The following is a 13,637-nucleotide window of genomic DNA, read 5'->3' as shown; positions in this document are numbered from 1 at the left end:
CAATAATCATAAGATCGGAGTTACTGCCATGAAGCTGCCCTTTGCTGGACGCCTTCTCGCTGTCGCCATGTTGGCCGCAGCCTCCCTGACCCTCTCTGTCGCTCACGCCGATACTGCTCAAAAACCCAAGGTGGGTTTGGTGATGAAGTCGTTGGCCAACGAGTTCTTTGTCACTATGCAGGACGGTGGCAAGGCCTATCAAAAGGCTCATTCTGCGGATTTCGATCTGGTCTCCAACGGAATCAAGAATGAAACCGACACAGCCGGTCAAATTGACATAATCAATCAGATGATCATTGCCAAAGTCGATGCGCTGGTAATTGCTCCTGCAGACTCCAAAGCACTGGTTTCGGCGATCAAGAAAGCCCGGGATCGCGGAATCGTAGTGGTCAATATCGATAACCAGCTCGACCCCGAAGTGCTGAAAAGCAAAGGTATCGAAGTACCGTTCGTGGGCCCGAACAACAGAAAGGGCGCGCGTGAAGTCGGGGACTATCTGGCGAAGCAGCTGAAGCCGGGCGATGAGGTGGGCATCATTGAAGGTGTATCGACCACCACCAATGCGCAAATGCGTACCGCAGGCTTCAAGGATGCAATGGACGCCGCAGGGATGAAAATTGTATCGACGCAATCGGGCGACTGGGAAATCGACGGTGGCAACAAAAAAGCTGCGGCCATGCTCAGTGAATATCCGAACCTGAAGGCGCTGCTGGCGGGCAATGACAACATGGCCGTAGGGGCAGTGTCGGCAATCCGTGCGGCGGGTAAAGCAGGCAAGGTGCAAGTCGTGGGCTATGACAATATTGATGCGATCAAGCCGATGCTGGAGGACGGCCGTGTGCTTGCCACGGCTGATCAGGCGGCTGCCGAACAGGCCGTTTATGGCATCCAGACCGCGCTCAAGCTGCTCAAGAACGAGCCGGTGGAGAACCTCAAGGATGGCGTGATTGATACTCCGGTCGAGCTGATAACCAAAAAATAGTCCCATTCGCTGTCACAGACACCTGCCCGGTCGGGCAGGTGCCCGGAGAAGTTTTATGTCTGCTCCCAATGCCAGCGTGGTCCTGTCAGTCAGCGGGATCGGCAAAACCTATACGCAACCCGTTTTGACGGGCATCGATCTGGCGTTGTATCGCGGTGAAGTGCTGGCCTTGACGGGCGAAAATGGCGCCGGAAAAAGCACGCTGTCAAAAGTCATCGCCGGTCTGGAGTTACCGACCCAGGGGCAGATGCAATTCAATGGCCATGCCTACACGCCAGGCAGTCGTTCAGAAGCTGAGCGACAGGGGGTGCGTATGGTCATGCAGGAGCTCAATCTGCTCCCCACCCTGACCGTGGCCGAGAACCTGTTTCTGGATAATCTGCCCGGCCACCTGGGCTGGATCAATCGCAGGCAATTGCGCAAGTCCGCCATTGAAGCAATGGCCCAGGTAGGCCTGGAGTCCATAGACCCTGACACATTGGTCGGCGATCTTGGCATTGGTCACCAGCAAATGGTGGAAATCGCCCGTAATTTGATTGGCGATTGCCATGTGCTGATCCTGGATGAGCCGACGGCCATGCTGACGGCCCGTGAAGTCGAGATGCTGTTTGTTCAGATCGAGCGGCTTCAGGCTCGCGGCGTGGCAATTATTTACATCTCCCATCGGCTGGAAGAGCTGGCGCGGGTGGCGCAGCGCATTGCTGTGCTGCGTGATGGCAGCCTGGTGTGTGTTGAGCCGATAGCCAACTACAGCAGCGAACAATTGGTCCATCTGATGGTAGGGCGCGAACTGGGCGATGCATTGGAGCTCGGGACGCGCCAGTTGGGTGAGACAGCGCTCAGGGTCTCGGCGCTGGGTCGGTCAGACAAGGTGCGGGATGTCTCATTTGAAGTCAGAAAGGGCGAAATATTTGGCATTTCAGGTTTGATCGGAGCCGGGCGGACCGAGCTCTTGCGGTTGATCTACGGTGCTGATCTGGCAGATAGCGGCACCGTTGCAGTCGGGTCCCCGCTGCAGGTGGTCAAGATCCGCTCGCCGGCACAGGCCGTCAAACAAGGGATCGCCCTGATTACCGAAGACCGCAAAGGTGAGGGCCTGCTATTGACCCAGTCGATCAGTGCCAACATAGGCTTGGGCAATATGCACCGGGTTTCCAGTCTGGGGCTGGTGAGCGGTGTGCAGGAGGCTGCGCTGGCGCAACGCCAGATCGACGCGATGGGCATCCGCAGTTCAGGGCCCGGGCAAGTGGTGTCGCAACTTTCCGGCGGTAACCAGCAGAAGGTGGTCATCGGCCGCTGGCTGGAACGCGACTGTACGGTTTTGCTGTTTGATGAACCCACCCGTGGCATCGATATCGGTGCCAAGTTTGATATCTACCGTCTGCTTGGTGAGCTGACCCGTCAGGGCAGGGCGCTGGTGGTGGTATCGAGTGACCTGCGTGAACTGATGTTGATCTGTGATCGTATCGGTGTGCTGTCAGCAGGGCGCCTGATAGAAACGTTCGAGCGTAACAACTGGAGTCAGGAGCAGCTGCTGGCAGCCGCTTTTGCAGGTTATCAAACACGAGATGCGTTGCTCGCAGAAGCAACGCCAAAGGAAGCCTCATGAAGTCCACCGCCGCCGTGCAAAAAAGTGCACGCAACTATTACGGAACCGGCACTTATCTGGGGCTGGCTGGCGCCTTGCTGGCCATGATTGTGCTGTTCTCAAGTCTTAGCGATCACTTCTTTTCCTACGACACGTTGAGCACGCTGGCCAATCAGATTCCGGACTTGATGGTGCTGTCTGTCGGGATGACGTTTGTATTGATCATTGGTGGAATCGACCTGTCGGTAGGGTCGGTACTGGCATTGGCGGCGTCAGCGGTCAGTGTGGCAATTCTGGGGTGGGGCTGGGGCATTTTGCCTGCGGCTTTGCTGGGCATGGCTTGTGCTGCGCTGGCAGGTACGATCACGGGGTCGATCAGTGTCGCCTGGCGAATTCCTTCCTTTATTGTTTCATTGGGCGTTCTGGAAATGGCCCGGGGCGCGGCCTATCAAATGACGGGCTCACGTACGGCCTACATAGGCGATGCTTTCGCCTGGTTGTCGAACCCGATTGCATTTGGCATTTCGCCTTCTTTCATCATTGCGTTGCTGATCATTGTCGTGGCTCAGGCAGTGCTGACGCGTACGGTGTTTGGCCGTTATCTGATCGGGATCGGCACTAACGAGGAAGCCGTTCGCCTGTCCGGTATCAATCCCAAACCGTACAAGATCCTGGTCTTCAGCTTGATGGGATTGCTTGCAGGCGTAGCTGCGTTGTTTCAGATATCGCGCCTGGAAGCCGCAGACCCCAATGCGGGGTCGGGGCTTGAGTTGCAGGTTATTGCTGCGGTGGTGATTGGGGGAACGAGTTTGATGGGCGGGCGCGGCTCCGTCATCAGCACTTTTTTTGGGGTGCTGATCATTTCGGTATTGGCCGCGGGGCTGGCTCAAATCGGCGCAACCGAGCCGACAAAGCGTATTATTACCGGTGCTGTCATAGTGATGGCAGTGGTCCTGGATACTTACCGCAGTCAACGTGCACGGCGACGGAACTGAATAATGGCAACCATTAAAGATGTCGCTGCTATGGCCGGCATTTCCTACACCACGGTTTCACATGTCCTGAACAAAACGCGCCCGGTGAGTGAGCCGGTGCGTTTGAAGGTGGAGGAGGCCATTGCGCGTCTTGATTATGTGCCCAGTGCTGTCGCGCGCTCCTTGAAGGCCAAGACCACTGCGACTATCGGGTTGCTGGTGGCCAACAGCCTGAACCCGTACTTCGCCGAGTTGGCGCGAGGTATCGAAGACTATTGCGAGCGCAACAATTACTGCGTCATTTTGTGCAACTGCGACGATGATCCTGACAAGCAGCGCAATTATCTGCGGGTATTGCTTGAGAAGCGCGTGGATGGGCTGGTTGTGGCCTCGGCCGGTGGAGACCTCGGGCTGGCGAGCGGTCTGGTCGGTGTACGAACGCCCATGGTCATCGTCGATCGCAATCTCGAAGGTATCGATGCCGATCTGGTGCGGATCGATCACGAGCTGGGGGCCTATCTGGCCACCCGTCATTTACTCGATCTGGGGCACAGGGCCATCGCCTGTATTGGTGGCCCTGCAATCACCCGTGTGGCGCAGCTACGTACTGCCGGTTATCTGCGGGCGTTGGCAGAAGCCGGAATTTCAGCGCCCGGGGCCTGGATGATCGAGAGTGATTTCAGCAGTGTCGGGGGTTATCAGGCGGCTGTCAGGCTGCTGGAAAACGACCGGCCTTCGGCTATTTTCGCCTGCAACGACATGATGGGCATCGGCGTTTTGCGGGCTGCTGCCGAGCGAAATATTCGAGTACCGGACCAGCTGTCAGTCATAGGCTTTGATGATGTGCAGATGAGTCGCTATGTCTACCCGGCGCTGACGACCGTCGGCCAGTCGATTTTGCAACTGGGTGAAATGGCAGCGCAGTTATTGTTGCGTCGTATTGCATCGCCCGGGCGGGCGGTGGAGCAGCGAATTGTGACGCCAAGTATCGTGTTGCGAGAGTCGACAGCAGCCTATGTCGGGGCGCCGGTGCAACCCTCCTGCAAATCCAATGGATGAGTGTCGATACATGCAAGCAAATGTAGTGGTGGTTGGCAGCCTCAATATGGACCTGGTCACCCGTGCAGAGCGCCTGCCGCGTCCGGGTGAAACAGTTTTCGGGCAGGCCTTTGGCACCGTCCATGGCGGTAAGGGGGCGAACCAGGCGGTGGCGGCAGCGCGTCTGGGTGCAAGCGTGGCTATGGTCGGGTGCGTAGGCACCGATGCGTACGGCGTGCAACTGCGTGAGGGGCTGGAGGCCGAGGGCATCGACTGTCAGGCGGTGCGTACTGTGGCGCAGGGTGCGAGTGGTGTCGCGCTGATCGTGGTGGATACCGACAGTCAGAACACCATAGTGGTGGTGCCGGGTGCCAATGGCTGTCTCGACGCTCAAGACATCATGACGGTTGACGGCATGCTGCAAGGGGCGAAGGTCATTATTTGCCAGCTTGAGGTGCCGATGGATACGGTCGGTCATGTCCTCAAGCGCGGGCGTGAACTGGATAAAATTGTCGTCCTCAATCCAGCTCCCGCCAGCGGGCCGTTACCGGTGCAATGGTATGCACTGGTTGATTACTTGATCCCGAATGAAAGTGAGGCCCGGGCACTCAGCGGGGTGCCAGTCGATTCCCTTGAGTCCGCAGAATTGGCTGCGCGCAGCCTGATGGCGCTAGGGGCGAGCAACATCATTGTGACGCTGGGGTCGCAAGGTGCATTGCTGGTCAGTGCGCAGCGGGTCGTGCACTTTGCAGCCCCCAAGGTAGAGGCTGTTGATGCAACTGCCGCCGGTGACACCTTTGTAGGTGCCTTTTCGGCCGCGCTGGCCGCAGGCAAAGGGGAGGACGAAGCGATCCGCTTTGCCCAGACTGCGGCCGCCTTGTCAGTGACCCGTGCAGGTGCGCAGCCCTCTATTCCCGGGTTGCAGGATATAAAGGACTTTGCCTCGTCATGAAGAAAACACCTTTGCTCAACATCGCGCTCTCCCGGGCTATTGCCTCGCTGGGGCATGGTGACATCGTCATTATTGCTGACGCCGGTTTGCCAGTGCCCAAGGGCGTTGATCTGATTGATCTGGCACTGACGCAGGGGGTGCCGGATTTTTGCAGTACGCTGAGCACGGTGCTCAGTGAGATGCAGGTGCAAAGTCATGTGTTGGCGCACGAGCTGCTGCTAGCGCCTTGCCCGGCATTGTCAGGCATCGATCTGCACAACAGTCGGGGCGATTTGGGGGGCAGGAATTTGCTCGCTCACAGTGAGTTCAAGGAGTTATGCCAGCAAGCAAAAGTGATTGTTCGTACGGGAGAGTGTCGTCCTTACAGCAACATCGCTTTGATCGCAGGGGTTACTTTTTAAAAAATCATACAAGGAGTTAGTCATGTCGCGTTTTATGCAAATTTTTCATCATCTGATCAGGAGTGTCTTGTTTTTGTCCGTTCTCAGTATTTCTAGTGTTCAAGCTGCCGACAAAATTGATCTGATCATCGACACCGACCCCGGAGCTGATGACGTCGTTGCATTGCTGTTGGCGCTGGCCTCGCCCGAGCAGCTCAATGTGCTGGGGATTACCACTGTGGCGGGTAACGTTCGCCTGGACAAAACTTCGCGCAATGCACGTCTTGCCCGGGAGTGGGCTGGTCGTGAAGAGGTTCCCGTCTATGCCGGGGCTCCAAAACCCCTGGTGCGCACACCTATCTACGCCGAGAACATTCATGGTCAGGAAGGTGTTACGGGTGTTCCGGTGCACGAGCCTGCGAAAGGGCTTGAGCAGGCCAATGCAGTCAACTACCTGATCGATACGTTACGCGCAGCCAGGCCTGGCAGTGTCACTATTGCCATGCTCGGGCCACAAACCAACCTGGCGCTGGCCTTGATTCAGGCGCCTGATATCACCAAGGGCATCAAGGAAGTCGTAGTCATGGGCGGCGCTCATTTCAACGGCGGCAATATCACTCCTGTAGCCGAGTTCAATATCTACGCCGATCCCCATGCGGCAGACGTGGTGCTGAAAAGTGGCGTCAAGCTGGTTTATGTCCCGCTTGATGTGACGCACAAGATCCTGACCAGCGACCAACGCCTGAAACAAATTGCTTCGCTGGGCAATACGGCCGGCAAATTGGTTGGCGATATTTTGAATGAGTACGTGAAGAACGATATGGCGCATTACGGACTGCCAGGAGGTCCGGTACACGATGCCAGTGTGATTGCCTATCTGCTCAAGCCCGAGCTGTTTTCCGGGCGAGAGGTTAATTTGGTCGTCGATACCCGCGAAGGCCCAACCTTCGGTCAAACAATTTCAGACTGGTATGACACGTTAAAACAGCCAAAAAACGCTTTTTGGGTTGAGAACGGCGACGCCCAAGGCTTTTTTGATTTGCTGACTGCGCGCCTGGGGCGGCTGAACTGACTTGAGCCTGTGTCGGCTTATGTCACTTTCGTAAAGTCGGGATCTTTGTACTTTTCGAAAATTTGGCTGACAAAGGCTTTGGCCGACTCGGTGCCGAGCTCTTTGACTAACAGGTCGATACCGATGATGGCCAGCTCTTCCGGGCTTCCAGGGCTATAGGAGCACTGTCCTTGAGGCCATTTGGCTTTGATGTCTGCATCGATGGTGACTGTTGTCATGGGTATCTCAAGAGGGGGGTGGGAAACGCGATTTTAGCAAAAAGCCATGCTGATGCTATCTGGGGCTCAAAGTTAAGCATGATCCGCAGCTTTTGGCGCTTCAACTTTCGCATGTGATCGGTGTGCGTGCCACACTCGGGATTTTGAGGGCGGAACCTGAACATGCAAATTGATTTGAACGACCCTGAGGCGCTGACGGTTGATGCGGTCCGCAGGTTGTTGGCCTCGGCCAGTGACGATGTACATACTCAGTTACGCGTGACTAAGGCAGGCATTGCCTATATTTCGTCAAGTGTCGTAGGTGGCACAGACATCGACGAGCTACTGTTCAGGCTTGAAACCTGGGCCGCGGGATCGGGGTATGTCGGGAAGATAGCTGCAAGCGATGAGGTCTGGGTGATGCAGATCCACAACGCCCTGAAGGACAACTGGCCGCGCCCCCCTTTTGATTACATTGATGTTTACTAGCGGGTGTACACATTCCGTCACTATTAGGTCTGTGCACTTGTTTTTCGCTCGGGCAATATCTTGTGCCCTGCGGTTAATGTTTTTTACCGTGAGACTCTGTGCAACCTATCTGCGGAATTACTGTCGCAAAGGTTTCGACTATTTATCTTAAGGAGGCTTCATGTCTTGGAAGCTAGTGACATTGGGTTCTTTGTTGGCGGTTGTAGCGCTGTCTGGCTGTAGCACGCCGGGCACAGCAAAAGAGCCTGTCGCCGAGGCGAACAGTGGTCGTTGCGATGCTAAGGCAGCTGCATTTGTGATCGGCCAGAAAGCGTCGCCAGGGCTGCTGGAGCAGGCTCGTGTCAAGGCCGGCGCGCAGAATGCACGGATCTTGTTGCCACACGACATCATGACGCTTGAGTACCGCTCTGACCGCTTGAATCTTAATGCAGATGACAACGCGATCATTACCCGCGTCAACTGCGGTTAAGCCCGTTTAGCGTTGGAGCAGGCATAAAAAACCCCGTCACATGGACGGGGTTTTTTTGTTCGAAGGAGATTTACTCCGGACGAACCTGCGCAGCTTGCATACCCTTTTGGCCTTTCTCAGCCACGAAGGAAACAGTCTGGCCTTCTTTCAGGCTTTTGAAACCGTCGCTTTCGATAGCTTTGAAGTGTACGAACAGGTCGTCACCGCCACCTTGAGGAGTGATGAAGCCGAAGCCTTTTTCATCGTTGAACCATTTTACGGTGCCGGTTTGGCGATTAGACATGGTGTATCTCCAAGAAACTTATATTTTCAGTAGTACTGTGCTGCTCAGGCCAACTGGGCACACCGAGCTATCATAGTCGAAATGTGCGGTTTGGGAGCCCCCCTGAGTGGCAGTTTGCATCATTGTTAGCATTTGTCTGGCGCTTGAAATGCCTTAAGTCCCCGTTTTATGGGGGTTTCATGGCTAAAGCAGCTTCGAAAAAAAGCAGTAAAGGATGCATTTTTTTTAGCAAAAAGACGTTTTATGGTCGTTTTTGCTCTGCTCAAGGCTTAAATCAGCCCCTGAACAGGCTCTATTTTGTTGCCCGGCAGGCCTGAATAGCATCCAGAGCCTTGGTCCGCAGCTCTACGCTCGGCATTTTTGTCTTGCTCATCAACTCTTTGATCTCGGCAGTCGAAAACTTCTCGGAAATTTTTTCTGCACCGCATGCGCAATGTTGCTGGGCGGTTTTCTGATCGACACTTTGGCTGGCCGCTGCAGTGCAATCCTTCATGTATGCCTCTTTTGCACCGGCGGGCCAATTATCGGCCTGGGCACTGAGGGGTAAGAGGAATGCCAGTGGTGCAACGAGGGCAAGCAGGTGAGTCAAGCGCATGTGATTCTCCTTATAGGCGTTAAAGCTGTATTTGTTTCACTGAGTATCTGAGGGGATAGTGCAGCTCAAGTTCACCATTTTGCAAAAACCGCCTTATTGCTTTCAGTGAACAGCGGTGGAGAGGGCGGCGTTCATTCTTCTGTGCTAGCATGCCGCCCTTGGCGTTTTTCTGTTGTTGTGTGCTCCCGAGCCGCGAAGCAGAGCCATTAACCTATTTTATTTGAACTCCAGTCACTCTGGTTCGGTTTACGGTTGGCCGCAAGGCTCCTGCCACTGTGAGGCAGGCATACCTCCGAATCGCGTACTGGCTCATCCCAACCCACGTGACCTTTGGTAGGGGTCACCACTAGGAGAGGAGGCGCCATGCCAACTATTACTCTTCCCGACGGCAGTCAACGTATATTTGATCATCCAGTATCTGTAGCCGAAGTAGCTGCTTCGATTGGCGCAGGCCTGGCCAAGGCCACCGTAGCCGGCAAAGTCGACGGCAAGCTGGTTGATGCCTGTGATGTGATCGAAAATGACGCCACCTTGCAAATCATCACTCCCAAGGATGAAGAGGGGCTGGAGATCATTCGTCACTCTTGCGCTCACTTGGTGGGGCATGCAGTCAAGCAGCTGTATCCGACAGCCAAAATGGTAATCGGACCTGTTATCGACGAAGGTTTTTATTACGATATCGCCTATGAGCGTCCGTTTACTCCGGATGACATGGCCGCTATTGAAGCGCGTATGCAGCAATTGATCGAAAAAGACTACGACGTCATCAAGAAAGTGACGCCGCGTGCTGAAGTGATCGAGCTTTTTGCCCAGCGTGGTGAAGACTACAAGCTGCGCCTGATTGAAGACATGCCGAACGAACAGGCCATGGGTCTGTACTTCCATGAAGAATACGTCGACATGTGCCGCGGACCTCACGTTCCGAATACGCGCTTCTTGAAGTCGTTCAAGCTCACCAAGCTGTCCGGTGCCTACTGGCGCGGCGATGCCAAAAACGAGCAATTGCAGCGTATCTATGGCACTGCATGGGCTGACAAGAAGCAGCTCGCAGCCTATGTCCTGCGTATTGAAGAAGCTGAAAAGCGTGATCACCGTAAAATCGGCAAGCGCCTGGGGTTGTTCCACACCCAGGAAGAAGCGCCGGGGATGGTGTTCTGGCACCCGAATGGCTGGACGCTTTACCAGGTACTTGAGCAGTACATGCGCAAGATTCAGCGCGAAAACGGCTATCTGGAGATTAAAACTCCTCAGGTAGTTGATCGCAGCTTGTGGGAAAAGTCCGGTCACTGGGCTAACTACGCTGAAAACATGTTCACCACCGAGTCGGAAAACCGCGATTACGCGATCAAGCCGATGAACTGTCCTTGTCACGTGCAGGTATTCAATCAGGGGCTGAAAAGCTACCGTGAATTGCCGCTGCGTCTGGCCGAATTTGGCGCATGTCACCGTAATGAGCCATCGGGCGCACTGCATGGCATCATGCGTGTTCGTGCATTTACTCAGGACGACGCACACATTTTCTGTACTGAAGAGCAGATGCAGGCCGAGTCGGCAGCGTTCATCAAGCTGACACTCGATGTGTATGCAGATTTCGGTTTCAAGGACATTGAACTCAAGCTTTCGACCCGTCCTGAAAAGCGCGTTGGCTCTGATGAGTTGTGGGATCGCGCTGAAAGCGCCTTGGCTTCAGCCCTTGACAGTGCTGGCCTGGCGTACGATTTACAGCCGGGTGAAGGTGCTTTCTACGGTCCCAAGATCGAATTTTCTCTGAAAGATTGTCTGGGTCGTGTCTGGCAATGTGGTACCTTACAGCTCGATTTCAACCTGCCGATCCGTCTTGGCGCAGAATATGTGTCCGAAGACAACAGTCGTAAGCATCCCGTTATGCTGCACCGCGCGATCCTTGGATCGTTCGAGCGCTTTGTCGGTATTTTGATCGAGCATTACGAAGGTGCCTTCCCTGCGTGGCTTGCGCCAACCCAGGCAGTGATCCTGAATATCACTGATAAACAGGCAGATTTTGCCCTCGAAGTTGAAAAAACTCTCAATCAGAGCGGATTTCGTGCCAAGTCTGACTTGAGAAATGAAAAGATCGGCTTTAAAATCCGTGAGCATACTTTGCTCAAGGTTCCTTACCTCTTGGTTATTGGAGATAGGGAAGTCGAGATGCAGACTGTCGCTGTGCGTACACGTGAAGGTGCTGACCTGGGCTCGATGCCCGTCGCGCAATTCGCTGAATTCCTCGCACAAGCGGTTTCCCGGCGTGGTCGCCATGATTCGGAGTAATTATTATTAAGCGTGAAATGAGACAAGATAAACGAGCTGCACCGAAGGCCCCGATCAACGAGAATATCTCGGCACGCGAGGTTCGGTTAATTGGGGCTGAAGGCGAGCAGCTTGGGATTGTGTCAATTGAAGACGCGCTTCTTAAAGCTGAAGAGGCCAAACTGGATTTGGTGGAAATTTCCGCTGATGCAGTACCCCCAGTTTGTAAGCTGATGGACTACGGCAAATCTATCTTCGAAAAGAAGAAACAGGTTGCCGCTGCAAAGAAAAACCAGAAACAGATCCAGGTTAAAGAAATCAAGTTTCGTCCAGGGACGGAGGAAGGGGATTACCAGGTAAAACTGCGCAACCTGGTACGTTTCCTGAGTGATGGGGACAGGGCCAAGGTATCGTTGAGATTCCGTGGTCGTGAGATGGCCCACCAGGAGCTGGGTATGGAACTGTTGAAGCGGGTTGAAGGTGACCTGCTTGAATACGGGACCGTCGAACAGCATCCTAAGATGGAAGGACGCCAGCTGATTATGGTCATCGCCCCGAAAAAGAAGAAGTAATCACTAGGGCACGGCAGGCCTTTTGATTATGTTTATCAACTGAATGCGGAGTACCGAACATGCCAAAGATGAAAACTAAGAGTGGTGCTGCTAAGCGGTTTCTGAAAACTGCTAACGGCATCAAGCACAAGCACGCTTTCAAGAGCCACATCCTGACCAAAATGTCGACTAAGCGTAAGCGTCAACTGCGCGGTAGCAGCTTGCTGCATCCGTCTGACGTGGCAAAAGTGAAGCGCATGCTGCGCCTTTGCTAATTTCGGTCAAGAATAGAGGAAGTAACTCATGGCTCGTGTAAAGCGTGGCGTTGTCGCCCGTAAACGTCACAAAAAAATTCTGAAACTGGCTAAAGGCTACTACGGCGCACGCTCACGCGTATTCCGTGTTGCCAAGCAAGCGGTAATCAAGGCAGGCCAATACGCCTACCGTGACCGTCGTCAGAAAAAACGTCAGTTCCGCGCTCTGTGGATCGCTCGTATCAACGCTGGTGCACGTATCAACGGTCTGTCCTACAGCCGTTTCATCGCCGGCCTGAAAAAAGCTTCCATCGAGATCGACCGTAAGGTTCTGTCTGATCTGGCAGTGAACGAAAAAGCGGCGTTTGCTGCGATTGTCGAGAAAGCTAAAGCCACCTTGGCTTAAGTACCCCCGACAGTTACCTGGGCTCACCTATGTGAGCCCAGGTGCTAAACGTCTTAAATAGGGGAAGAGCCTTCAAGCTCTTCCCCTATTTTGTATCTGGAGTCTGTACATGGAAAACCTGGATGCGCTGGTCTCTCAAGCACTAGAGGCTGTGCAAAGCGCTGAAGATATCAATGCCCTGGAGCAAATCCGGGTTCTATACCTTGGTAAAAAAGGTGAATTGACTCAGGTGATGAAGACCCTGGGGAATTTGCCGGCTGAAGAGCGGCCGCAGGTCGGCGCCCTGATCAACGTTGCCAAGGAGCGTGTCACAGAGGTTCTCAATGCGCGCAAGGCACTGTTTGAAGAGGCCGAACTGGTCGCCAAACTGTCTGCCGAATCCATTGATGTGACCCTGCCTGGCCGTGGTCAGACCTCCGGCGGTCTGCATCCGGTTACCCGGACTCTGGAGCGTATCGAGCAGTTCTTCACCCACATTGGCTATGGCATTGCCGAAGGCCCAGAGGTTGAAGACGACTATCACAACTTCGAGGCGCTCAACATCCCGGGCCATCACCCGGCGCGTTCGATGCATGACACCTTCTATTTCAATGCGAACATGCTGTTGCGCACCCATACCTCACCGGTACAGGTCCGCACCATGGAATCGCAGCAGCCGCCGATCCGCATTGTCTGCCCAGGCCGTGTGTACCGCAGCGACTCCGATATCACCCACTCGCCGATGTTCCATCAGGTAGAAGGCCTGCTGGTAGATCGCGATATTAATTTCGCCGACCTTAAAGGAACTATTGAAGAGTTTCTGCGAGTGTTCTTCGAAAAAGAACTGGCCGTCCGTTTCCGTCCGTCGTACTTCCCGTTCACTGAGCCATCCGCGGAAGTGGATATGGAATGCGTGATGTGCAGCGGCAAAGGTTGCCGGGTCTGCAAACAGACTGGCTGGCTGGAAGTTATGGGCTGCGGCATGGTTCATCCGAACGTGCTGCGTATGTCCGGGATTGACCCGGAAGAGTTCTCTGGCTTTGCCTTCGGCATGGGTGTAGAGCGTCTGGCCATGCTGCGTTACGGCGTGAACGACTTGCGTCTGTTCTTCGACAACGACTTGCGGTTCCTCGCGCAATTTCGCTAGTCGTAACGAATTCTTA

At 54.6% G+C, this 13,637-nt stretch carries 17 protein-coding genes; 14 read left to right on the top strand and 3 right to left on the bottom strand.

The window, feature by feature from the left end; genetic code table 11:
• Positions 1 to 28 precede the first annotated feature (28 nt).
• Genes B195_RS14485 through B195_RS14455 form a run of 7 tightly spaced genes read left to right on the top strand, consistent with a single transcriptional unit; the run spans position 29 to position 6,986 of the window.
• On the top strand, positions 29 to 982 hold the full coding sequence (locus B195_RS14485; RefSeq protein WP_003442126.1) for a sugar ABC transporter substrate-binding protein: 954 nt from the start codon (positions 29 to 31) through the stop codon (positions 980 to 982).
• A 55-nt stretch (positions 983 to 1,037) separates the two neighbouring features.
• On the top strand, positions 1,038 to 2,591 hold the full coding sequence (locus B195_RS14480) for a sugar ABC transporter ATP-binding protein (RefSeq protein ID WP_003442127.1): 1,554 nt from the start codon (positions 1,038 to 1,040) through the stop codon (positions 2,589 to 2,591).
• Positions 2,588 to 3,565, top strand: coding sequence for an ABC transporter permease (locus tag B195_RS14475; RefSeq protein WP_003442129.1), 978 nt, complete (start codon positions 2,588 to 2,590; stop codon positions 3,563 to 3,565). Before B195_RS14480 ends, B195_RS14475 begins: the two co-directional genes overlap by 4 nt.
• Before the next feature lie 3 nt (positions 3,566 to 3,568).
• Positions 3,569 to 4,603, top strand: coding sequence for a LacI family DNA-binding transcriptional regulator (locus B195_RS14470; RefSeq protein ID WP_003442131.1), 1,035 nt, complete (start codon positions 3,569 to 3,571; stop codon positions 4,601 to 4,603).
• A gap of 10 nt (positions 4,604 to 4,613) precedes the next feature.
• A complete protein-coding gene (rbsK, locus tag B195_RS14465; protein WP_100917173.1) occupies positions 4,614 to 5,534 on the top strand; it encodes a ribokinase in 921 nt (306 codons plus the stop codon).
• Complete coding sequence (gene rbsD, locus B195_RS14460) at positions 5,531 to 5,935, top strand: D-ribose pyranase (protein ID WP_003442157.1); 405 nt, start codon at positions 5,531 to 5,533, stop codon at positions 5,933 to 5,935. The genes rbsK and rbsD overlap by 4 nt, the downstream gene beginning before the upstream one ends.
• A gap of 22 nt (positions 5,936 to 5,957) precedes the next feature.
• A complete protein-coding gene (locus tag B195_RS14455) occupies positions 5,958 to 6,986 on the top strand; it encodes a nucleoside hydrolase (protein ID WP_003442160.1) in 1,029 nt (342 codons plus the stop codon).
• Between the two features lie 17 nt (positions 6,987 to 7,003).
• Here the strand turns inward: B195_RS14455 and B195_RS14450 are convergent, their stop codons facing one another.
• Entirely contained in the window at positions 7,004 to 7,204 is a 201-nt protein-coding gene (locus tag B195_RS14450; protein ID WP_003442163.1) for a hypothetical protein, read from the bottom strand.
• 162 nt (positions 7,205 to 7,366) lie between these two features.
• Between B195_RS14450 and B195_RS14445 the strand changes: the two genes are divergently transcribed.
• Both B195_RS14445 and B195_RS14440 read left to right on the top strand, forming a co-directional pair.
• Positions 7,367 to 7,672, top strand: coding sequence for a hypothetical protein (locus B195_RS14445; protein ID WP_003442167.1), 306 nt, complete (start codon positions 7,367 to 7,369; stop codon positions 7,670 to 7,672).
• A 160-nt stretch (positions 7,673 to 7,832) separates the two neighbouring features.
• Entirely contained in the window at positions 7,833 to 8,141 is a 309-nt protein-coding gene (locus tag B195_RS14440) for an I78 family peptidase inhibitor (protein WP_003442169.1), read from the top strand.
• Between the two features lie 70 nt (positions 8,142 to 8,211).
• Here the strand turns inward: B195_RS14440 and B195_RS14435 are convergent, their stop codons facing one another.
• Together B195_RS14435 and B195_RS14430 are read right to left on the bottom strand one after the other, a co-directional pair.
• Positions 8,212 to 8,424: a cold-shock protein gene (locus B195_RS14435; RefSeq protein ID WP_003179963.1), complete on the bottom strand. Its 213-nt coding sequence runs from the start codon at positions 8,422 to 8,424 to the stop codon at positions 8,212 to 8,214.
• A 292-nt stretch (positions 8,425 to 8,716) separates the two neighbouring features.
• A complete protein-coding gene (locus tag B195_RS14430) occupies positions 8,717 to 9,019 on the bottom strand; it encodes a hypothetical protein (RefSeq protein WP_003442172.1) in 303 nt (100 codons plus the stop codon).
• A 363-nt stretch (positions 9,020 to 9,382) separates the two neighbouring features.
• On the opposite strand from B195_RS14430, the gene thrS reads away from it, so the two are divergent.
• The 5 genes from thrS to pheS all read left to right on the top strand — a co-directional run bounded on the left by thrS (position 9,383) and on the right by pheS (position 13,621).
• A complete protein-coding gene (gene thrS, locus B195_RS14425) occupies positions 9,383 to 11,305 on the top strand; it encodes a threonine--tRNA ligase (RefSeq protein WP_003442175.1) in 1,923 nt (640 codons plus the stop codon).
• Positions 11,305 to 11,856: a translation initiation factor IF-3 gene (gene infC, locus B195_RS14420; RefSeq protein ID WP_171970586.1), complete on the top strand. Its 552-nt coding sequence runs from the start codon at positions 11,305 to 11,307 to the stop codon at positions 11,854 to 11,856. Before thrS ends, infC begins: the two co-directional genes overlap by 1 nt.
• A 59-nt stretch (positions 11,857 to 11,915) precedes the next feature.
• Complete coding sequence (gene rpmI / locus B195_RS14415; RefSeq protein WP_003442181.1) at positions 11,916 to 12,110, top strand: 50S ribosomal protein L35; 195 nt, start codon at positions 11,916 to 11,918, stop codon at positions 12,108 to 12,110.
• 28 nt (positions 12,111 to 12,138) lie between these two features.
• Positions 12,139 to 12,495 (top strand): 50S ribosomal protein L20, encoded by a 357-nt coding sequence (gene rplT, locus B195_RS14410; protein WP_003442184.1) that lies wholly within the window; start codon positions 12,139 to 12,141, stop codon positions 12,493 to 12,495.
• 109 nt (positions 12,496 to 12,604) lie between these two features.
• Positions 12,605 to 13,621, top strand: a complete 1,017-nt coding sequence (gene pheS / locus B195_RS14405; RefSeq protein WP_003442187.1) for a phenylalanine--tRNA ligase subunit alpha — start codon at positions 12,605 to 12,607, stop codon at positions 13,619 to 13,621.
• Positions 13,622 to 13,637: the final 16 nt, after the last annotated feature.

The sequence above is a fragment of the Pseudomonas sp. Lz4W genome, from assembly GCF_000346225.2.
Lineage (GTDB): Bacteria > Pseudomonadota > Gammaproteobacteria > Pseudomonadales > Pseudomonadaceae > Aquipseudomonas > Aquipseudomonas paraversuta.
Note: the sequence above shows the minus strand (reverse complement) of the source record. Positions and strands in the feature narration are given on the sequence as shown.

What these genes read in the sequence shown, in the direction of transcription:
- B195_RS14485 (WP_003442126.1), top strand. Translation starts at nt 29, where the DNA reads ATGAAGCTGCCCTTTGCTGGACGCCTTCTCGCTGTCGCCATGTTGGCC.
- B195_RS14480 (WP_003442127.1), top strand. Translation starts at nt 1,038, where the DNA reads ATGTCTGCTCCCAATGCCAGCGTGGTCCTGTCAGTCAGCGGGATCGGC.
- B195_RS14475 (WP_003442129.1), top strand. Translation starts at nt 2,588, where the DNA reads ATGAAGTCCACCGCCGCCGTGCAAAAAAGTGCACGCAACTATTACGGA.
- B195_RS14470 (WP_003442131.1), top strand. Translation starts at nt 3,569, where the DNA reads ATGGCAACCATTAAAGATGTCGCTGCTATGGCCGGCATTTCCTACACC.
- rbsK (WP_100917173.1), top strand. Translation starts at nt 4,614, where the DNA reads ATGCAAGCAAATGTAGTGGTGGTTGGCAGCCTCAATATGGACCTGGTC.
- rbsD (WP_003442157.1), top strand. Translation starts at nt 5,531, where the DNA reads ATGAAGAAAACACCTTTGCTCAACATCGCGCTCTCCCGGGCTATTGCC.
- B195_RS14455 (WP_003442160.1), top strand. Translation starts at nt 5,958, where the DNA reads ATGTCGCGTTTTATGCAAATTTTTCATCATCTGATCAGGAGTGTCTTG.
- B195_RS14450 (WP_003442163.1), bottom strand. Translation starts at nt 7,204, where the DNA reads ATGACAACAGTCACCATCGATGCAGACATCAAAGCCAAATGGCCTCAA.
- B195_RS14445 (WP_003442167.1), top strand. Translation starts at nt 7,367, where the DNA reads ATGCAAATTGATTTGAACGACCCTGAGGCGCTGACGGTTGATGCGGTC.
- B195_RS14440 (WP_003442169.1), top strand. Translation starts at nt 7,833, where the DNA reads ATGTCTTGGAAGCTAGTGACATTGGGTTCTTTGTTGGCGGTTGTAGCG.
- B195_RS14435 (WP_003179963.1), bottom strand. Translation starts at nt 8,424, where the DNA reads ATGTCTAATCGCCAAACCGGCACCGTAAAATGGTTCAACGATGAAAAA.
- B195_RS14430 (WP_003442172.1), bottom strand. Translation starts at nt 9,019, where the DNA reads ATGCGCTTGACTCACCTGCTTGCCCTCGTTGCACCACTGGCATTCCTC.
- thrS (WP_003442175.1), top strand. Translation starts at nt 9,383, where the DNA reads ATGCCAACTATTACTCTTCCCGACGGCAGTCAACGTATATTTGATCAT.
- rpmI (WP_003442181.1), top strand. Translation starts at nt 11,916, where the DNA reads ATGCCAAAGATGAAAACTAAGAGTGGTGCTGCTAAGCGGTTTCTGAAA.
- rplT (WP_003442184.1), top strand. Translation starts at nt 12,139, where the DNA reads ATGGCTCGTGTAAAGCGTGGCGTTGTCGCCCGTAAACGTCACAAAAAA.
- pheS (WP_003442187.1), top strand. Translation starts at nt 12,605, where the DNA reads ATGGAAAACCTGGATGCGCTGGTCTCTCAAGCACTAGAGGCTGTGCAA.